Source organism: Microbacterium sp. CFBP 8794 (assembly GCF_014841235.1).
Taxonomy (GTDB): domain Bacteria; phylum Actinomycetota; class Actinomycetes; order Actinomycetales; family Microbacteriaceae; genus Microbacterium.
The window spans coordinates 727,301-745,334 of the sequence record NZ_JACYTT010000002.1; the positions used below are offsets into that span (position 1 = coordinate 727,301).

At 70.0% G+C, this 18,034-nt stretch carries 19 protein-coding genes and 1 tRNA gene; 10 read left to right on the forward strand and 10 right to left on the reverse strand.

The features are described from left to right. Window position 1 precedes the first annotated feature (1 nt). The 6 genes from IFU19_RS07295 to IFU19_RS07320 are packed head-to-tail and all read left to right on the forward strand — an operon-like array spanning window position 2 to window position 5,087. A complete protein-coding gene (locus tag IFU19_RS07295) occupies window positions 2–241 on the forward strand; it encodes an exodeoxyribonuclease VII small subunit (RefSeq protein ID WP_055836088.1) in 240 nt (79 codons plus the stop codon). Continuing rightward, window positions 241–873 (forward strand): DUF4245 family protein, encoded by a 633-nt coding sequence (locus IFU19_RS07300; RefSeq protein ID WP_055939541.1) that lies wholly within the window; start codon window positions 241–243, stop codon window positions 871–873. The genes IFU19_RS07295 and IFU19_RS07300 overlap by 1 nt, the downstream gene beginning before the upstream one ends. After that, entirely contained in the window at window positions 870–1,538 is a 669-nt protein-coding gene (locus tag IFU19_RS07305; RefSeq protein WP_441004767.1) for a carbonic anhydrase, read from the forward strand. Before IFU19_RS07300 ends, IFU19_RS07305 begins: the two co-directional genes overlap by 4 nt. 45 nt (window positions 1,539–1,583) lie before the next feature. Then, on the forward strand, window positions 1,584–2,978 hold the full coding sequence (locus tag IFU19_RS07310; protein WP_070409673.1) for a class II fumarate hydratase: 1,395 nt from the start codon (window positions 1,584–1,586) through the stop codon (window positions 2,976–2,978). A 40-nt stretch (window positions 2,979–3,018) separates the two neighbouring features. Next, window positions 3,019–4,434 (forward strand): sensor histidine kinase, encoded by a 1,416-nt coding sequence (locus IFU19_RS07315; RefSeq protein ID WP_055836080.1) that lies wholly within the window; start codon window positions 3,019–3,021, stop codon window positions 4,432–4,434. Next, a complete protein-coding gene (locus IFU19_RS07320; protein ID WP_191914833.1) occupies window positions 4,431–5,087 on the forward strand; it encodes a response regulator transcription factor in 657 nt (218 codons plus the stop codon). Before IFU19_RS07315 ends, IFU19_RS07320 begins: the two co-directional genes overlap by 4 nt. Window positions 5,088–5,432: 345 nt before the next feature. Here the strand turns inward: IFU19_RS07320 and IFU19_RS07325 are convergent, their stop codons facing one another. Both IFU19_RS07325 and IFU19_RS07330 read right to left on the reverse strand, forming a co-directional pair. Beyond that, on the reverse strand, window positions 5,433–6,794 hold the full coding sequence (locus IFU19_RS07325; protein WP_191914832.1) for a PhoH family protein: 1,362 nt from the start codon (window positions 6,792–6,794) through the stop codon (window positions 5,433–5,435). Between the two features lie 249 nt (window positions 6,795–7,043). Further along, on the reverse strand, window positions 7,044–7,817 hold the full coding sequence (locus tag IFU19_RS07330) for an isoprenyl transferase (RefSeq protein WP_055837794.1): 774 nt from the start codon (window positions 7,815–7,817) through the stop codon (window positions 7,044–7,046). 165 nt (window positions 7,818–7,982) lie between these two features. Between IFU19_RS07330 and trhA the strand changes: the two genes are divergently transcribed. After that, on the forward strand, window positions 7,983–8,675 hold the full coding sequence (gene trhA / locus IFU19_RS07335) for a PAQR family membrane homeostasis protein TrhA (protein WP_192013357.1): 693 nt from the start codon (window positions 7,983–7,985) through the stop codon (window positions 8,673–8,675). A gap of 28 nt (window positions 8,676–8,703) precedes the next feature. On the opposite strand, the gene IFU19_RS07340 is transcribed toward trhA, so the two are convergent. After that, window positions 8,704–8,964, reverse strand: coding sequence for a hypothetical protein (locus IFU19_RS07340; RefSeq protein ID WP_055939530.1), 261 nt, complete (start codon window positions 8,962–8,964; stop codon window positions 8,704–8,706). Window positions 8,965–9,027: 63 nt separating this feature from the next. Here IFU19_RS07340 and IFU19_RS07345 point away from each other — a divergent pair, with 63 nt between their 5' ends. Together IFU19_RS07345 and greA are read left to right on the forward strand one after the other, a co-directional pair. After that, on the forward strand, window positions 9,028–9,423 hold the full coding sequence (locus IFU19_RS07345; RefSeq protein WP_055836069.1) for a DUF4307 domain-containing protein: 396 nt from the start codon (window positions 9,028–9,030) through the stop codon (window positions 9,421–9,423). A gap of 106 nt (window positions 9,424–9,529) precedes the next feature. Next, complete coding sequence (gene greA, locus IFU19_RS07350; protein WP_055836066.1) at window positions 9,530–10,021, forward strand: transcription elongation factor GreA; 492 nt, start codon at window positions 9,530–9,532, stop codon at window positions 10,019–10,021. 80 nt (window positions 10,022–10,101) lie between these two features. On the opposite strand, the gene ilvA is transcribed toward greA, so the two are convergent. Then, the gene (gene ilvA, locus IFU19_RS07355; protein ID WP_055836063.1) at window positions 10,102–11,331 is read right to left on the reverse strand and encodes a threonine ammonia-lyase; all 1,230 of its coding nucleotides are present in this window, start codon (window positions 11,329–11,331) and stop codon (window positions 10,102–10,104) included. Further along, on the reverse strand, window positions 11,328–12,518 hold the full coding sequence (locus IFU19_RS07360; RefSeq protein WP_192013321.1) for an AI-2E family transporter: 1,191 nt from the start codon (window positions 12,516–12,518) through the stop codon (window positions 11,328–11,330). The genes ilvA and IFU19_RS07360 overlap by 4 nt, the downstream gene beginning before the upstream one ends. A 69-nt stretch (window positions 12,519–12,587) precedes the next feature. Between IFU19_RS07360 and IFU19_RS07365 the strand changes: the two genes are divergently transcribed. Next, on the forward strand, window positions 12,588–13,862 hold the full coding sequence (locus IFU19_RS07365; protein WP_192013322.1) for a winged helix-turn-helix domain-containing protein: 1,275 nt from the start codon (window positions 12,588–12,590) through the stop codon (window positions 13,860–13,862). 2 nt (window positions 13,863–13,864) lie between these two features. Here the strand turns inward: IFU19_RS07365 and IFU19_RS07370 are convergent, their stop codons facing one another. The 5 genes from IFU19_RS07370 to IFU19_RS07390 form a co-directional block, all read right to left on the reverse strand. Continuing rightward, window positions 13,865–14,434, reverse strand: coding sequence for a LemA family protein (locus IFU19_RS07370; protein ID WP_055836054.1), 570 nt, complete (start codon window positions 14,432–14,434; stop codon window positions 13,865–13,867). Window positions 14,435–14,557: 123 nt separating this feature from the next. Next, window positions 14,558–14,630, reverse strand: a tRNA-Leu gene (locus IFU19_RS07375). A 98-nt stretch (window positions 14,631–14,728) separates the two neighbouring features. Beyond that, the gene (locus IFU19_RS07380) at window positions 14,729–16,138 is read right to left on the reverse strand and encodes an NAD(P)/FAD-dependent oxidoreductase (protein WP_235561593.1); all 1,410 of its coding nucleotides are present in this window, start codon (window positions 16,136–16,138) and stop codon (window positions 14,729–14,731) included. After that, window positions 16,135–17,493 carry a S8 family serine peptidase gene (locus tag IFU19_RS07385; protein ID WP_070409666.1) on the reverse strand — a complete coding sequence of 453 codons (1,359 nt, stop codon included), beginning with the start codon at window positions 17,491–17,493 and terminating at the stop codon, window positions 16,135–16,137. The genes IFU19_RS07380 and IFU19_RS07385 overlap by 4 nt, the downstream gene beginning before the upstream one ends. Further along, a complete protein-coding gene (locus IFU19_RS07390) occupies window positions 17,490–18,008 on the reverse strand; it encodes a DUF501 domain-containing protein (RefSeq protein ID WP_192013323.1) in 519 nt (172 codons plus the stop codon). The genes IFU19_RS07385 and IFU19_RS07390 overlap by 4 nt, the downstream gene beginning before the upstream one ends. Window positions 18,009–18,034: the final 26 nt, after the last annotated feature.

Consider the following 18,034-nt stretch of genomic DNA (forward strand, 5'->3'; position numbering starts at 1 on the left):
AATGGATGCCATGACCGCGACGACCCCGGGCTCCGCCTCCGACGTCGCCACCCTCTCGTTCGAGCAGGCCCGCGACGAACTCGTGCGCGTGGTCGCCGAGCTCGAGCAGGGTGCCCCCACGCTCGAGGAGTCGCTGGCGCTCTGGGAACGCGGCGAGAAGCTCTACGCGCGCTGCGAAGAATGGCTCCTGGGCGCGAAGCGCCGGCTCGATGCCGCTCGCGGTGACGCAGGGGACGACTGATGGCCCGCGTCGTCGCCCATCTCGGCCGCCCCGAGACCCCGCAAGAGGCGGCCGACCGCAAGGCCGAGTCGTCGCGCCGGTATCGCTCCAGCAAGACCTTCCGCAACCTCATCGCCGCGCTCCTCGTGACCGTGGCCGTGGTGCTCGTCGTCGTGGCCGCCGTGCCGCGTGGCGAACCCGCACCCCGTCCCGAGCCCGACGTGGTCGCCCTCGCGGCTGATCTCGAAAGCGATCGCGGGCGTCCGGTGCTCACCCCCTCGCTCGGCGAGGGGTGGCGCGTCAACCAGGCCACCATCGAGGGCAGCGGCGGCACGCAGGCGTGGACGATGGTCTACGTGCGCTCCGGTGAGTCCGGCTTCCTCCGGATCGCGCAGGGCTTCGACGCCGACGAGGCCTGGGCCGGACAGCTGCTCGACGGAACCCGGGCCACAGACACCACGACCATCGACGGCATCGAGTGGAACGTCTACCGCCCGGCGAACCCCGCGGGCACCGGCAACATCGACTACGCGCTGGCCACCGCCGCCGGCCCCGACTACGTGCTCGTGTACGGCGACGCCGCCCCCGAGACCGCGGCCCTGGCGGCCGCCTCCGTGACATCCCAGATCGAGCAGTTGAGAGAGGTCCCGTGAGCGAGCGCATGACCCCCCACCAGGTGTGGGAGCAGATGGTCGAGGGAAACCGTCGTTTCATCTCCGGCGCACCCGCCCACCCCCGGCAGGACGTCGAGCGTCGCGCCGAACTGGCCTCCGCGCAACACCCTTCGGCGGCACTGTTCGGCTGCTCCGACTCGCGCCTCGCCGCCGAGATCATCTTCGACGAGGGCCTCGGCGACCTGTTCGTCGTGCGCAACGCCGGCCAGGTCATCTCCGACTCCGTGATCGGCAGCCTCGAATACGCCGTGGGCGTGCTCGAGGTCCCCCTCATCGTGGTCCTCGCCCACGACGCGTGCGGCGCCGTCGGTGCGGCCATCGAGAGCACCGGGGTCGATGCGCCCACCCTGCCCGCGTACATCTGGCGCCAGATCGCCCCGATCGTCCCCGCGGTGCGCCGCGTCCAGCGCGCCGGCGCCGTCGAGGGCCGCGTCCCCGACGCCGTCGATCCCGAGCTGGTCGGCCGCGAACACCTGCGCTACACCGTGGGCGAGCTGCTGCGGGCGTCCGACCTGATCAGCGAAGCCGTCGCCGAGGGCCGCTGCGCCGTGGTGGGCGCGAACTACCGACTCGACGAAGGGGAAGCCTTCCCCGTCGTCATCGTGGGCGACATCGACGACTCGCGCGTCGAAGCGCCCGCGTGATGAGCCCCAATTGAAGCAGAACGACCGACCTGGAGGAACGACGACGTGACCGACATCGAGTACCGCATCGAACACGACACCATGGGTGAAGTGCGCGTGCCGAAGGACGCCCTGTACGCCGCGCAGACGCAGCGCGCCGTCGAGAACTTCCCCATCTCGGGCTCGGGCCTCGAGTCGACGCAGATCGCGGCCCTCGCCCGCATCAAGAAGGCCGCCGCCCTGGCCAACAAAGAGCTGGGCACGCTGGATGCCGGTATCGCCGACGCCATCGCGCAGGCCGCCGACGAGGTCGTCACCGGTCAGCACGACGCGCACTTCCCCGTCGACACGTACCAGACCGGCAGCGGCACCTCGTCGAACATGAACATGAACGAGGTGCTCGCGACGCTCGCGACCCGCATCCTCGGCTCGACCGTGCACCCCAACGACCACGTCAACGCGTCGCAGTCGTCGAACGACGTCTTCCCGACCTCGGTGCACATCGCCGTCACCCAGGCGCTCATCACCGACCTCATCCCCGCCCTCGACCACCTCTCGGTCGCGCTCGAGGCGAAGGCCGACGCGTGGAAGGGCATCGTGAAGTCGGGCCGTACCCACCTCATGGATGCCACCCCCGTCACCCTCGGTCAGGAGTTCGGCGGCTACGCCCGCCAGATGCGCCTGGGCATCGAGCGCGTGCAGGCCGTTCTCCCCCGCGTCGGCGAGGTCCCGCTCGGCGGCACCGCCGTCGGCACCGGCATCAACACCCCGCTCGGCTTCCCGCAGAAGGTCATCGAGCTGCTCGCGGCCGAGACCGAGCTGCCCATCACCGAGGCCAAGGACCACTTCGAGGCCCAGGCCAACCGCGACGGTCTCGTCGAGGCATCCGGAGCCCTCCGCACGATCGCCGTGTCGCTGACGAAGATCAACAACGACATCCGCTGGATGGGATCGGGGCCGAACACCGGTCTCGGCGAGCTGCACATCCCCGACCTGCAGCCCGGATCGTCGATCATGCCCGGCAAGGTCAACCCGGTCGTCCCCGAGGCCACCCTCATGGTGTGCGCCCGCGTCATCGGCAACGACGCCACGGTCGCCTGGGCCGGTGCGTCGGGCTCGTTCGAACTCAACGTCGCCATCCCCGTCATGGGCACGGCGCTGCTGGAGTCGATCCGCCTGCTCGCCAACGCCATGCGGGTGCTCGCCGACAAGACGATCGACGGCCTCGAGGCCAACGTCGCTCGCGCCGAGGCGTTCGCCGGCATGTCCCCCTCGATCGTCACCCCGCTGAACAAGGTCATCGGCTACGAGGCCGCCGCCAAGATCGCGAAGCACTCGGTCGCCAAGGGCATCACCGTGCGCGAGGCCGTCATCGATCTCGGCTACGTGGAGCGCGGCGAGATCACCGAAGAGGTGCTCGACGCCAAGCTCGACCTGCTGTCGATGACGCACCCGGGCTGAGCCGCACGACGACGACGCCGAGGCGCGCCATAATCGGAGGATGAGCCCCACGACGAGACCGATCTCGACGCGGGTGCGAATCCTCGGCGCGATCCTCGGCGTCGTCCTGCTCGGCATGATGATCGCCGGCGGCATCACTTTCGCCGCTCAGCGCGAGCGTGTGCTGGCGAACGCGCAGAAGCAGCTCGACGGTTTCGCCTCATCGGTGGCGTCGAGCTCCGACGACCCGGTCGACCTGGTCGCGGGAACGATCCCCGGCCGCACCGACGGCACGCTCGCGCTCGACGGCGACCAGGTGCTCGCCGCGACCCCCTCGCCCCCCGGTCTGGCCATCGCCGACGATCCGGTGCTCCTGGCCTCGCTGACCGCCCGTCTCGCCGACCAGCAGCTGAGCGGGCAGGCCGACAGTTCCCACGGTCCCGTGCTGTACGTCGCCGTCGCGGATCGCGGAGCGACCGCCGTGCAGGTCATCTCGATCGACCAGCGCATGGAGCTGGTGGCGCTGTCGACGACCACCTACGCCCTCTCGGCGGTGGGAGTCCTGCTGCTCGTGGGAGTCGCGGGGTGGTTCGTGACGGGCCGCCTCTTCTCGCCCCTCAAGCGCCTCCGCGACACCACCGACGCCATCACGATCGACGACCTCGGCACGCGGTTGCGCGCACACGGGTACGACGAGATCTCCGACCTCACGACGTCGGTGAACGGCATGCTCGACCGCCTCGCGATGTCGGTCGACGCGCAGAGACACCTGCTCGACGACGTGCGGCACGAGCTGAAGACGCCCATCACCATCGTCCGCGGACACCTCGAGATGATGGACCCGTCCGATCCTCAGGACGCCTCCGACACCCGTGATCTCGGGATCGCCGAACTCGACCGCCTGGCGCGCCTGGTCGACGACATCGACGCCCTGGCCGATGCCGAGACGGCCACCCTCTCGGCATCCCTCATCGACGTGGGGGGTCTCACCGACCGGGTGGCCGAACTCGTCGGGGCCATTCCCCATCACACCTGGAGCATCGAGGCACGGGCATCGGGCCGTGTCCACGGTGATGCCGACCGTCTCGTGCAGGCGTGGTTGCAGCTGGCCGACAACGCGGCGAAATACACCCCCGCCGGCTCCGCCATCGAGATCGGCAGCAGCGCCGACGACACGACGGCGCGGCTGTGGGTGCGCGATCACGGGCCGGGCATTCCGCCCGCCGCCCGTCACCGCGTCTTCCGCCGCTTCGATCGGATCTCCCCCGGGCGCGGGATCGAGGGCTCTGGTCTCGGCCTCGCCATCGTCGACGCCATCGTGCGCGCGCACGACGGACACTGCTCGGTGGGCGACACCCCGGGCGGCGGCGCCACGATGACCCTCCACCTCCCCCTCGTGCGCGGACGCTCCGCCGCCGAGCTCCCCACCCCGGTTCGCGCCGGAGACGTGGTCCTGCAGAGAGAGGCAACCGGATGACGCGCATCCTCATCGCCGAGGACGAAGAACGCATCTCGGCTTTCGTGGCCAAGGGCCTCGCGTCGGCGGGGTATCAGACGGTCACCGTCGGCGACGGCGCCGAAGCGCTCGACACGGCGCTGTCCGGTGAGGTCGACCTGGTGCTCCTCGACGTCGGCCTTCCCTCGCTCGACGGCTTCGAGGTGCTCCGCAGCCTGAGGGGGCAGGGTTCGTCGGTGCCCATCATCATGCTGACGGCTCGTACCGGCACGCGCGACACCGTCGAGGGCCTCGACGCCGGGGCCAACGACTACGTCGCGAAGCCGTTCAAGTTCGACGAGCTGCTCGCGCGCATCCGGTCGCGCCTGCGCGAACCCGTCCCGACGGGCACGATGACCGTGGCCCACGGCGACGTGACGCTCGACGTGCTCGCCCGCCGCGCGACCGTCGGCAGCCGCGCGATCGATCTCAGCGCCCGCGAGTTCGCCCTCGCCGAGGAGCTCATGCGCCACGCGGGCCAGGTACTCAGCCGCGAGCAGTTGCTGAGCCGGGTGTGGAACATGGACTTCGATCCCGCGTCGAACGTCGTCGACGTGTACGTGCGCTACCTGCGCGCCAAGCTCGGCGCCGCGCACATCGTCACGGTCCGAGGCGCGGGGTACCGCTGGGAGTGACAGGCACGGGGCGAGGTGCGGTGCCACCGCCCCGGGGCCGGCCGAGCACGGCGGCGACCGTGCGCGGAAACTCGAAACCCCCGGTGGTGTACCGGGGGTTTCGAGGAGATCACATTCACTACCGGCCGACGTACCCGAACGACGGCGGCAGGGGTGGAACGGATCTCGGGTTTCCTCAGGGGGAACCGCCGAGGCGGTGACGAGGTTTCCCTCGCCTATGTGTCCAGCCTGAGGGGTCAAAGTGAGAGCGCGGGGAGGTGGACATGAGAAAGCTCTCATGTGGACCCGCAAGCACGAGAAGAGGGTCGGGACACCGTGGCATCCCGACCCCTCCTCGACCGCGGATCAGGACAGCTCGCCGGCCTCCAGCAGCTCGGTGACCAGGGCGGCGATGGCGGAGCGCTCCGAACGGGTGAGCGTGACGTGGCCGAAGAGCGCGTGCCCCTTGAGCGTCTCGATGACCGAGGCCACCCCGTCGTGCCGACCCACCCGCAGGTTGTCGCGCTGCCCCACATCGTGGGTGAGCACCACCCGCGAGTTCTGGCCGATGCGGCTCAGCACCGTCAGCAGCACGTTGCGTTCGAGCGACTGGGCTTCGTCGACGATGACGAAAGCGTCGTGCAGCGACCGACCGCGGATGTGCGTGAGCGGCAGCACCTCGAGCATGCCCCGCGCCAGCACCTCCTCCAGTACGTTGCCCGAGACGACCGAACCCAGGGTGTCGAAGACCGCCTGACCCCAGGGGCCCATCTTCTCGGCCTGGTCGCCGGGCAGGTAGCCGAGCTCCTGACCACCCACGGCGAACAGCGGCCGGAACACGATGATCTTCTTCTGCTGCTGACGCTCCAGCACGGCCTCCAGCGCCGCGCACAGGGCCAGCGCCGACTTCCCGGTACCGGCACGTCCGCCGAGCGACACGATGCCGACCTCGGGGTCGAGCAGCAGGTCGAGCGCGATGCGCTGCTCGGCCGAGCGACCGTGCAGCCCGAAAGCGTCGCGGTCGCCGCGCACGAGCCGGTACTCGCCGTTCCCGGTCACGCGCCCGAGGGCTGATCCCCGCTCGGAGTGGATGATGAGACCGGTGTTGACCGGCAGCCCCACCACCGACTCGCTGACGGCGACCTCGCTCTCGTACAGGTCGGTCATCTCGTCGCCCGACACGTCGAGCGAGGTGATGCCCGTCCACCCCGAGTCCATCGCCTGCTCGGCGAGGTACTCCTCGGTGTTCAGGCCGAGCGATGCCGCCTTCACGCGCATCGGCAGGTCCTTCGACACGACGGTCACCTCGGCGCCGTCCTGGGCGATGTTCATCGCCACGGCGAGGATGCGACTGTCGTTGCCGCCCATCCGCATGCCCGAGGGCAGCACCTGGGGGTCGGTGTTGTTCAGCTCGACACGCAGGGTGCCGTCGGTGCCCACGGGGACGGGGAAATCGAGGCGGCCGTGCTCGACGCGCAGTTCGTCGAGGTGGCGGAGGGCCTGGCGGGCGAAGTAGCCGATCTCGGGGTCGTGACGTTTGCCCTCGAGTTCGGTGATCACCACGACGGGGATCACCACCGAGTGCTCCGCGAAGCGGAAGAAGGCCCGCGGGTCACTGAGAAGAACGGAGGTATCCAGGACATACGTGCGCAGGGCCTGGTCGGATCCGGTTTCGGATCCGGTGTTCTCGACGACGCGACGCTGGTCGTATGGTGCTCGTGCAGTCACAACCCACTCCCGACCCGGGTGAATCACCCGGTTGCCTCGAGTCGACCTGTGGGTCACGAGTCGCGATCCGAAGGTCGACCCGACCGGGCTCCGTGCCCGATGTGATCACCGTACGTCTCCGCGACACCGACGCGGGTCGTTAACACGCCACGAATGTGACGACTTCGTGAACAGCACGTTTTGGCGCCCGGCGGCGTGGAGATCACTCGCCTCGGAGGTCGCCCCTCGGCGCCCGAGCGGGTCGTCCTGCTACTGCCCGTAGCGTCGGTCGCGCGCCGAGAAGTCGCGGATGGCCCGCAAGAAGTCGACCTCGCGCAGATCCGGCCCCAGCGCCTCGACGAAGTAGAACTCGGAGTGCGCCGACTGCCACAGCAGGAAGTCGCTCAGCCGCTGCTCCCCCGACGTGCGGATGACGAGGTCGGGATCGGCCTGACCGCCCGTGTACAGGTGCTCGCCGATCTGCTCGGGGGTGAGGCTCGCGGCCAGCTCTTCCATCGAGCCGCCCGAGGCGTCGTGCTTGCTGATGATGGAGCGCACGGCATCCACGATCTCGCTGCGCCCGCCGTACCCGACCGCGAGGTTCACGTGCAGACCCTCGTGACCGCGCGTGCGCTCGGTGGCCTCGTGCAGCACCTCGGCGAGCTCGGGCGGGAGCCCTTCGGCGCGACCGACGTGCTTGACGCGCCAATCGGGCTCGTGCGAAAGCTCGCCGGCGAGCTGGGCGATGATCTCGAGCAGGTCCTGCAGCTCTTTGCTGTCGCGCTTGACGAGGTTGTCGTTGGACAGCAGGTAGAGCGACACCACCTCGATGCCGAGGTCGTCGCACCACCGCAGGAACTCGTGCATCTTCGCGGCGCCCGCGCGATGCCCGTGAGCGGCGCTGTCGTACCCGAGCTGACGTGCCCAGCGGCGGTTGCCGTCGATCATCATGGCGACGTGGTGCGGCACGGTGGCCGGCATGCGGCGACGCAGGCGCGAGATGTACAGACGGTAGAGGGGGCCTCGCCCCTCGTTCCTCCACACGCGCGCCACCTTCCTACGCTACCGCGTCCCGGCCCGTTCACCGTGAACGTTCAGGTGCCCCTCGCTGGGGAAAGGGTGAGCCCTGCCCCCATGTACGCACCCTGGCATGGGGGCGGACGTAGGGTCGAAGACGTGACGCGCACGACCCCCTCAGACGGACCCGACATGCCCCAGCTCCCCCTCCTCGGCGCCGGGGCGGTCGGCGCGCAGGCCGAGGTCAAACCCACCTGGCGCGGCTGGATCCACGCCGGAACGTTCCCCGTCGCGATCGTCGCGGGCATCGTGCTGATCGTTGTGGCCCAGGGAACCCCGGGCAAGTGGGCCGCGGCCGTGTTCACGGCCACCTCGATGCTGCTGTTCGGCAACTCCGCCCTGTACCACCGCTTCCACTGGAAGCCCAAGACGCTCGCGGTGCTCAAGCGCATCGACCACGCGAACATCTTGCTTCTGATAGCGGGCACGTACACGCCCCTGGCGGTCCTGGCCCTGCCGACGCCCAAGACGGTGCTGCTGCTCTCGATCGTCTGGGGCGGCGCGATCCTCGGCATCCTGTTCCGCGTGTTCTGGATCAACACCCCGCGCTGGCTCTACGTCGCGCTCTACCTCGCCCTCGGGTGGGCGGCGGTGATGTACCTCGGCGACCTGCTCGCGGCGAACGTCGCGATGATGGTGCTTGTCGTGGTCGGCGGGCTGCTCTACACCGGCGGCGCGGTGGTCTACGCGATCAAGAAGCCCAACCCGTGGCCCGGGCACTTCGGGTTCCACGAGATCTTCCACGTGTGCACCGTGTTGGCGTTCCTCTGCCACTGGACGGCGTGCCTGCTGATCGCCCTCGCCCCGGCGTACCACGGCGGATGACCCCGGATGCCGGGACCTCCGGCAGGAGTCAGACGCGCGGGGCGGTGGGGTCGGTGTCGTCGGCCGACGCCTCGCGTGCCCGCGCTTCTTCGGCGTCGAGCTCCGCGTTGACCTCTTCGCGGTACCGGCCGCGGCGGATGCGACGCAGCATGTCCCAGACGAGCAGGAACACGGCGACGCCGATGAACGCGATGGCGGCGAAGCCGAGCGGACCCGGCGTGACGATCGCGGGGTCGGGAGTGACGGCCGGGGTGGGCGTTGTCGCGAGAGCGACGAGCACGGGGAGCATGGAGTCCTTCGGTCCGGGCGGAAGCGCGTAGCCTGGATGTCCAGCCTAAAGCCCGGAGAGACCATGACGACGCAGGCCCAACTCGACGACCGCTACGGACGCACGCGTTCGCCGCGGCGGCGCATCGTGGGGTGGTCGATCGTGGCCGTGCTCGCCCTCGGCGCGATCGGGTACCTCGGCTGGACGACGGTGGCCGGCAGCCTCGGTTCGGTCACCGCGACCGACACCGGGTTCACGGTCGAGAACGAGCGCTCGGTCTCGACGACGTTCCAGATCACCGCCCCGGTCGGCGAGCCCGTCGCCTGCGCTCTCGAGGCGCGCGACGAGGAGCACGGGACGGTGGGATGGCGGGTCGTGCAGTACCCGGCATCCGAGGAGCATTCCCGCGCGTTCACCGAGCAGATCCCGACGCTCGCGCTGGCGACGACAGGTTTTGTCAACGCCTGCTGGGTGCCGTAAACTCGCGGGATCACGACGCGCCCCGGCTCGATGCCGGGGCGTTCGACATATCCCCCGCCGACGGCTCCCGAACCCGCGCCGTCTGCGTTTCGACGAAGGAGTAACCGTGTCCAACGACGCTCAGGTGACGTTCCTCACGCAAGACGCCTACGACCGCCTGCACAACGAGCTCGAGCGCCTCTCGACCACGGGCCGTGAAGAGATCGCCAAGCGTATCGAGTCGGCGCGCGAAGAGGGCGACCTCAAAGAGAACGGCGGCTACCACGCCGCGAAAGACGAGCAGGGCAAGCAAGAGGCGCGCATCCGCACCCTCCAGCAGCTGCTCAAGGACGCCAAGGTCGGCGAGGCTCCCGAAAGCCACGGCGTCGTCGAGTCGGGCACCGTCGTGACTGCCATCGTCGCCGGCGGCGAAGAGGTCTTCCTCCTCGGCAACCGCGAGATCGCCGTCGACTCCGAGCTCGACGTCTACAGCGAGGCCTCGCCGCTGGGCGCGGCGATCCTGGGCCTCAAAGAGGGCGACAAGGGTTCGTACACCGCGCCGAACGGCAAAGAGATCAAGGTCGAGATCGTCAAGGTCGAGACCTACTCGGGCCAGTAAGCCCCACCGTCCGCGAGCCGCTCTCCCCTTCGGGGTGGGCGGCTCGCGGCGTTCGCGGCACGGGTGGTGCGCTCAGCGCCTCAGTTGGGAACGACCGTGGCCACGAACCCGGCGTCTTCCAGCGTGCGGATGACGAGGGCCCGGTGCTCTTCGCCGCGGGTCTCGACGCTCAGTTGCAGCACGACCTCGCTGATCTGCATGCCCTGACCGTGACGCGTGTGAAGCACCTCGATGACATTGGCGCCCGCCTGGGCGAGGAGTTCCGAGACGCGGGCGAGCTGGCCCGGACGGTCGGGAAGCGGGATGCGCAACGACATGTAGCGACCGGATGCCGCGAGGCCGTGCGCCACGACGCGCTGCAGCAGCAGCGGGTCGATGTTGCCACCCGACAGGATCGCCACCGTGGGGCCGGTCGCCGTGACCTTTCCGGCCAGGATGGCGGCGACACCGACGGCGCCCGCGGGCTCCACGACCTGCTTGGCACGCTCGAGCAGCACGAGCAGGGCGCGGGCCATGTCGTCTTCGGTGACCGTGACGACCTCGTCGACGAACTGTCGGACGAGCTCGAACGGGAGATCGCCGGGCCGCGCCACGGCGATGCCGTCGGCGATGGTCGGCGTGGTCTCGATCTGCATCGGGTACCCGGCGGCCAACGACGACGGGTACGCCGCGGAGTTCTCGGCCTGTACGCCGATGACGCGCACGGTGCGCCCCTCGGCGGCAGCGCGCGTCTTCACCGCCGTGGCGACTCCAGCGGCGAATCCCCCGCCGCCGATGCCGACGATCACCGTCTCGAGGTCGGGCATGTCTTCGACGAGCTCGAGCCCGAGCGTTCCCTGGCCCACGACGATGTCACGGTGGTCGAACGGGTGGATCAGCACCGCGCCGGTGCGCTCGGCGAACTCGGCGGCCAGACGCAGCGGGGTCTCGACGGTGGCGCCCTCGAGGATGACCTCGGCGCCGTACCCGCGCGTGGCCAGGAGCTTCGGCAGCGGCACACCCAGCGGCATGAAGATCGTCGCCGCGATGCCGAGCTGCTGCGCGGCGAGGGCGACGCCCTGCGCGTGGTTTCCGGCGGAGGCGGCGACCACGCCCCGGGCACGCTCCTCGGCGGTCAGGCGCGAGAGACGGTATGTCGCGCCGCGGATCTTGAACGAGCCGGTGCGCTGAAGGTTCTCGAGCTTGAGGTTGACCGGCACGCCGAGCAGTTCGGTGAGGTGCAGCGATTCGTCGAGGGGCGTCCGCGTGATGATGCCGCGCAGAGCCTGCGCGGCATCTTCGAACTCGGCCAGGGTGGGAGTGTCGTTCATGTCTTCCTTCCGCGCTCGCGCGGGACGGTCTGCCAGATGAGATCTCGGGATACCAGGGCCTCGCCGTCGTGCTGCCACGCCTTCGAGCTGAGGTATACGGCGACGACGTTGACGAAAGCGGCGAGGGGCACGGCGAACAGCGCGCCGGCGATCCCGCCGATCATGGCACCCCCGGCGACGACCAGAACGACGGCGAGCGGATGCACCTTGACGGCCGAGCCCATGAGGATCGGCTGAAGGATGTGGCTCTCGACCTGCTGGACGCCCAGCACCACGATCAGCATGAACAGCGCGATGAGCGGTCCGTTGTAGACCAGCGCGATGAACACCGCGAGAGCGCCGGTGGCGACGGCTCCCACGAACGGGATGAACGCGCCGAGGAACACCAGCACGCCGATCGGGATCGACAGCGGAACGCCGAGCAGGAAGGCACCGAGGCCGATGCCGACCGCGTCGATGGTGGCGACGAGCAACTGCGTGCGGGCGTAGCTCTTCACCGTTCGCCAGCCGGCCCGACCGGCGCCGTCGACCGCGGGGCGGGCGACGCGCGGGAAGAGCCGCGTGGTCCAGCGCCAGATTCCGCCGCCGTCGGCGAGCAGGCACAGGAGGATGAAGAAGGTGAGCAGCAGCCCGGTGCCCACGTGCCCGAGCGTCGTTCCGATGGCGAGGGCCCCGGTCCACAGCACCTCGGCCTGCTGCTGCAGGAACGTGCCCGCGCGGTTCAGGCCGTCGTCGATCTGCTGCGCACTGAGGTGCAGCGGGCCATCGATGAGGTACTGCCGGAACTGACCGACCGCGGCGACCGTGCGCTCGCGTACCGACCCGAATTCTCGGGCGATCTGCCAGACCGCGAGCCAGACCAGGCCCGAGATGATCGCGATGGTGGTGAGCACCGTGACGACGATGGCGAGCCACTTGGGCCACCGGTGTCGGAGCAGGAACGAGAAGCCGGGCCACACCAGCGCGGTGACGAGAATCGCCACCAGCAGCGGGATGACGAGCAGCTTCAACTGGATGACGATGAAGATGACGACACCGAGGGCCGCGGCGATGATCAGCAGCCGCCACGCGTAGGCCGTGGCCTGGCGCAACGCCGGCGGAACCGGGGGCTGCAGATCGCTCGAGACGGTGCGCCGCTTCAGGGCGTCGAGGAAGGATCCGCGGGGTTCGGGATCGGTTCCGGTCATTCCGTCAGCCTACCGCCGCTCTCCCCGGCGATCGCTGCGATGTCGGCGGTGGTGGATACGGTGAGGAGCATGACCACGACGCTTCGTCGCGCCGACGCGCGCCGTATCGCCCTTGCCGCGCAGGGCTTCGCCCGCGCCCGTCCCGAGATGGTGGGCACGCGCCAGATCACCGGGGCGCTGCATCGCATGCGCATCCTTCAGATCGACTCGGTCAACGTCTTCGCGCGCTCCCACTACATGCCGCTGTTCGCCCGCCTCGGCGCCTACGACACCGGGCTGCTCGACAAGCTCGCGTTCTCGCGGCGGCCGACCTGGGTCGAGTCGTGGGCGCACGTGGCGTCGCTCGTCTCGGTCGACGATTGGCCGCTGCTGCAGTTCCGCCGCGACGCGATGCGCGCCAAGTACGGCGACGACGAGTGGGCGCGGGCGAACCGGCCCCTGCTCGACTGGCTGCGCGACGAGCTGGCCGCGCGCGGTCCGCTCCGACCGGCCGACATCGACCATGACGCCCGAAGCGGCTCGCGGGGGTCGTGGTGGGGCTGGGACGACGTGAAGAACGGGCTGGAGCGACTGTGGCTGAGCGGTGACGTCGCCATCGCCGGACGCCGGGGGTTCGAGAGACGCTACGGGCTGGCATCCGATGTGCTGCCGGCCGCGGCGCTCGAGACGTCGGTCCCCCGCGCCGCGGCCATCGCCGAGCTCGTGCGCCGCGCCGCCGTCGCGTACGGCGTCGCCACCGCGGCCGACCTGGCCGATTACTGGCGCATCCGCGACCGCCCCGCGGTCCTCGCCGCGATCCGCGATCTGGTCGACACCGGCGAGCTGCTTCCCGTCGAGGTCGAGGGCTGGCGCGTGGCGGGTCGCCCCGCGAAAGCCTGGCTGCATCGCGACGCCGCCCGCCCCCGCAAGCTCGACGTCGCTGCCATCCTCACCCCGTTCGACCCGATGGTGTGGTTCCGCGACCGTGCCGAGCGGCTCTTCGACTTCGACTACCGGATCGAGATCTACACGCCCGCGCCGCAACGGCGGTTCGGCTACTACTCGCTGCCGGTCGTGGTGGGCGACGACGTGGTGGGCCGCCTCGACCTGAAAGCCGACCGCGCGAACAGCACCCTCCGCGTGCAGTCGGCGTGGTGGGAGCAGGGGGCGCCGCCCGATGCCGCCGACCGCGTCGCCGAAGAGCTGCGAACCGCGGCGCGGTGGCAGGGCCTGGAGCGCGTGACGGTCTCGCGCTGGGGCGACGCGGTGGACTCCATCGCGGGGGCGTTGCGTGCGGAGCGGCACGACCACCCCGACGACCGCGCCAACGAGAACGCGCCCCCTCCGGTGAGAGGGGGCGCGTGACGTCAGAACTGCACGCGTGGGGGTTCCGCGATCGCCGCACCATCGACAACCTCGAAGAACTCGCGCTCGCGGAAGCCGAGCTGGCGCGCGAAGAGGTTGTTGGGGAAGACCTTGATCTTCGTGTTGAGCTCCCGCACGCCACCGTTGTAGAACCGGCGCGAGGCCTGGATCTTGTCTTCGGTGTCGACGATCGAGTGCTGCAGCTGCAGGAAGTTCTGGCTCGCCTGGAGCTGCGGGTACGCTTCGGCCACGGCGAACAGCGACTTGAGCGCCTGCTGCATGTGCCCCTCGGCGACACCGGCCTCGGCCGGGCTCTGGGCCGACAGCGTCTCGGCGCGGGCGCGGGTGACGTTCTCGAACACGGCCTTCTCGTGGGCCGCGTAGCCCTTCACCGTCTCGATGAGGTTGGGGAGCAGGTCGGCGCGACGCTTGAGCTGGACGGTGATGTCACTCCACGCCTCGTCGACACGCACGTTCAACGCGACCAGGGCGTTGTAGGTGGCCCACAGATAGATCCCGGCGATCGCCAGAATGCCGACGATCACGATGACCGGTACAAGCCACTCCCACATAAGTCCCCACCCTCAGTTCGCGAGATTGCCCTTCAGTGTAACTGCGGGGCACCGGCCGGAACGGGTGGGTGGCGGGGACTCCCAGAGAACGTGCATAGTACGCGGACGTCCGAGGATGCGACGTACCCCCGGTGGGGCTCGAACCCACACTGAAGCGATTTTAAGTCGCCTGCCTCTGCCATTGGGCTACGGGGGCCCGACCTCCACCGTATCGCTCGACGGCGCGGCATCCGGGGCCGGGTACGACGAGACCCCCGCACCCGGCGGGGTACGAGGGTCTCGATCAGCGGAAGATCACTTCGCAGCGACCGGCTCGGCCTTCTTCTCGGCCGGGGCTGCCGGCGCCGGAGCGTCGGCCGCGGGGGCCGCCGGACGCGGGCGCGCGGCGAACTCCTCGAACGCGGCGCGGGGCTGCTGGACGGCCTCGAGGTTGACGACCTCGCGACCGTGCAGGAAGTTCTGCACCCAGTCGCCGACGACGCGGAACTTGCGCTCCCACGTCGGCATGGCCAGACCGTGGTAACCGCGGTGGGCGAACCAGGCGATCAGGCCGGTCAGCGCGATGTTGCCCGACTGGAATGCGCCGTTGTAGAGCCCCAGGCCGGCGACGGCGCCGAGGTTCTTGTGGTTGTACTCCTTGGGCTCCTCGCCGCGCAGCACCGCGACGAGGTTCTTCGCCATGAGCTTGCCCTGGCGCACCGCGTGCTGGGCGTTGGGAACGCAGAAGCCGCCCACGCCGCCACCCGACAGATCGGGAACGGCCGAGACGTCGCCGGCGGCCCAGGCACCCTGGACGATCTCTTCTTCGGTGCCGACGCGCAGGTCGGGGCGCGTGCGGATGCGACCGCGCTCTTCGACGGGCAGGTCGCTGCCACGGACGACCGTGGGGTTGGCCATGACACCGGCGGTCCAGATGATGAGGTCGGTCGGCAGGTTCTCGCCGGTCGACAGCTCGATGACGCCGTCGACGGCGCCCTTGACCTGCGTGTCGAGGTGCACGAAGGCACCCTTCTTCGCGAGGTCGGCGAGCACCCACTCGCTCGTCTTCTGCGACACCTCGGGCATGATGCGGCCCATCGCCTCGATGAGGTGGAAGTGCGTGTCCTCGAACGCGAGCGTGGGGTACTGCTTGAGCAGCGACGACGCGTAGGCGCGGAGCTCCGCGAAGACCTCGATGCCGGCGAAGCCGCCACCGACGACGACGACGGTCAGCAGGCGGTCCCGCTCGGGACCGGCGGGCAGCACCGACGCCTTGTCGAAGTTCGACGTGAGGCGGTCGCGGATGGCCACGGCCTCTTCGATGGTCTTGAGCCCGATGGCGTTGTCGGCGATGCCCGGGATCGGGAACGTGCGCGACACGGCGCCGGCGGTCACGACGATGTGGTCGTAGCTCTGCTCGAAGGTCTCGTCACCGGCGATCGGAGAGATCGTCGCCGACTTGGTGGCGTGCGAGATCCCGGTGATCTTGCCCGCGATGACGGTGGTGCGCTTGAGGTGGCGGCGCAGGCTCACCACGACGTGGCGCGGCTCGATCTCGCCGGCGGCGACCTCGGGGAGGAACGGCTGGTACGTCATGTACGGCAGCGGGTCGACGAGCGTGACTTCGGCCTCGTTGCGGCCGAGGAGCTTCTCGAGCTTCCACGCGGTGTAGAAACCTGCGTAGCCCCCACCGACGATGAGGATTCTGGGCACGGTAGTGGTCACGATGTGAGGGACTCCTCGTTTGTGGTGCGGCTCGGCTCGCGGGAGATGCGCGCCTGTCTTATTCGCCGGGCAGCAGCAGTGACACCGAGCGCAATCATTATAGCGGCCAGTGTGCCCGCGCCGAGCGGCAGCGATCCGTACAGAACGCTATCGCGCGACGGCAGCAGAGGCGAACCCGCCTCGGGCGCCGATGTCACCGGCGGCAGCGGTGGAATCTCGACCGCCGTGGCGGTCGGGGTAGGCGCGGGTTCCGCGTCGGCCCGACGGTAGAGCCGGATCCACTCCGACAGGCTCCCGAGCGGGTTCTCCGAGACGGTGTCGACCCGCGCCGAGATGGCTGCCGCCGCGTTGACGAGTCCGTAACCGTAGAGCTTGTCGGGCACGGTCGTGGCGCCGGCGGCGGGCTTCGCGGTGCTGATCAGACGGTTGAGGACGTTATCGGCATCCAAGTCGGGGTGGGCTGCGCGAACGAGGGCGGCGATGCCGGCGACGATGGGAGCGGCCCCGCTCGTGCCGTTCCATTGCACGAGCGTGCCGTCGGCCGACACCCCGCGCAGGCGCTCACTCGGCGCCGACAGCCCGATCGTGATGCCCTGCGTCGACGCGCTGCTGCTCGCGGTGCCGTTCGGGTCGACGCCGCCCACGGCGAGGACGCCCGGGATCGTGGCGGGCGCCCCGACGCGGTCGGTGCCACTCCCCCGGTTGCCCGCGGCGACGACCACCACGACGTCGTTGTCGAAGGCGTACTCGAACGCGTCGTCCCAGCTGCGGTCCCAGTCGAGGGTGTTGGTGGTCAGCGACAGGTTGATGACGGTCGCACCGTTGTCGACCGCCCACCTCATGGCCTCGGCGATCTGCTCGGTGAACGGTTTGGTCGTGGAGGCGCCGAAACCGACCGAGATCGACAGCAGCTCCGCTTCGGGCGCCACCCCGATCATGCCGCGGCCGTTACCGGTCCCCCGTGAAGCCGCGAGCGAGGCGACCCAGCTGCCGTGGTTGGCGTCGACGGCGCCGACCGGGGTGCGCCCGTCCGACGAACCGACACCCGACACGTCGGTGCCTCCCGCGATCGCGCCGTTGAACTCGACGGGGCCGCGCCCGATCCCGGTGTCGATGATCGCGATCTTCTGCCCCGCGCCGCGCGTGGTGTTCCACGCCTCGCGCACGCCGTACTGGTCGAGCCAGTACTCCGACGCGCGGACCGAGTCGGTGGGGTCCTCGGGCACGGGCGGGGCCGGTGTCGCGTTCGCGGGGGCCGAGGGAGCCGTGCCGGTGAGCACGGGCGGAGCGGTCGCCGCGCCGGTCAGCACCATCGCGACGACGATGGATGCCACCCCCGCGACGACGCGTTTCATCCGCCGGTCCCGGGGCTCTCGCACTCGCAGCGCTCGGGCGAGAAGGTGCCGCGCTCCAGTGCACGGTCGCCGATGGGGTTCACACCCGGCCCGGCGGCCAGGGAGTGGCCGGCGAGGGCGTGCAGACACTTCACCCGGGTGGGCATGCCGCCCGCCGAGATCCCCGCGATCTCCTCGGGCTCGCCGTACTCCGCGCGATCGCGCAGATAGGCCTCGTGCGCGGCGAGGTACGCGGCGCGCAGGTCTTCGTCGGCGGCGAGCTCGTCGGTGAACTCCACCATGACGTGACCGGCCTCGAGCACCGACATCGCCGCCGTGGCCGCGGGGTGCGTGAGGTAGTAGAACGTCGGAAACGGGCTACCGTCATCGAGTCGGGGCGACGTGGCCACGACGGTCGGGTTGCCGCAGACGCACCGCGCGGCGATGCCGATGACCCCGCGGGGCACGCGACCCAGCTGCGCCTGCAGCACGGCGAGGTCGGCGTCGGACGCGGGGGGAAGGTGCGTGGTAGTCATCGCTCCCAGGGTACCGGTCCGGTCTC

Bases quoted from the DNA above. Each gene is read 5' to 3' on its own strand.
- trhA (WP_192013357.1), top strand. From the start codon at position 7,983: ATGCCCCAGCTCCCCCTCCTCGGCGCCGGGGCGGTCGGCGCGCAGGCC.
- IFU19_RS07365 (WP_192013322.1), top strand. From the start codon at position 12,588: ATGACCACGACGCTTCGTCGCGCCGACGCGCGCCGTATCGCCCTTGCC.
- IFU19_RS07360 (WP_192013321.1), bottom strand. From the start codon at position 12,518: ATGACCGGAACCGATCCCGAACCCCGCGGATCCTTCCTCGACGCCCTG.
- IFU19_RS07295 (WP_055836088.1), top strand. From the start codon at position 2: ATGGATGCCATGACCGCGACGACCCCGGGCTCCGCCTCCGACGTCGCC.
- IFU19_RS07390 (WP_192013323.1), bottom strand. From the start codon at position 18,008: ATGACTACCACGCACCTTCCCCCCGCGTCCGACGCCGACCTCGCCGTG.
- IFU19_RS07320 (WP_191914833.1), top strand. From the start codon at position 4,431: ATGACGCGCATCCTCATCGCCGAGGACGAAGAACGCATCTCGGCTTTC.
- IFU19_RS07315 (WP_055836080.1), top strand. From the start codon at position 3,019: ATGAGCCCCACGACGAGACCGATCTCGACGCGGGTGCGAATCCTCGGC.
- IFU19_RS07340 (WP_055939530.1), bottom strand. From the start codon at position 8,964: ATGCTCCCCGTGCTCGTCGCTCTCGCGACAACGCCCACCCCGGCCGTC.
- ilvA (WP_055836063.1), bottom strand. From the start codon at position 11,331: ATGAACGACACTCCCACCCTGGCCGAGTTCGAAGATGCCGCGCAGGCT.
- IFU19_RS07345 (WP_055836069.1), top strand. From the start codon at position 9,028: ATGACGACGCAGGCCCAACTCGACGACCGCTACGGACGCACGCGTTCG.
- IFU19_RS07385 (WP_070409666.1), bottom strand. From the start codon at position 17,493: ATGAAACGCGTCGTCGCGGGGGTGGCATCCATCGTCGTCGCGATGGTG.
- IFU19_RS07370 (WP_055836054.1), bottom strand. From the start codon at position 14,434: ATGTGGGAGTGGCTTGTACCGGTCATCGTGATCGTCGGCATTCTGGCG.
- IFU19_RS07300 (WP_055939541.1), top strand. From the start codon at position 241: ATGGCCCGCGTCGTCGCCCATCTCGGCCGCCCCGAGACCCCGCAAGAG.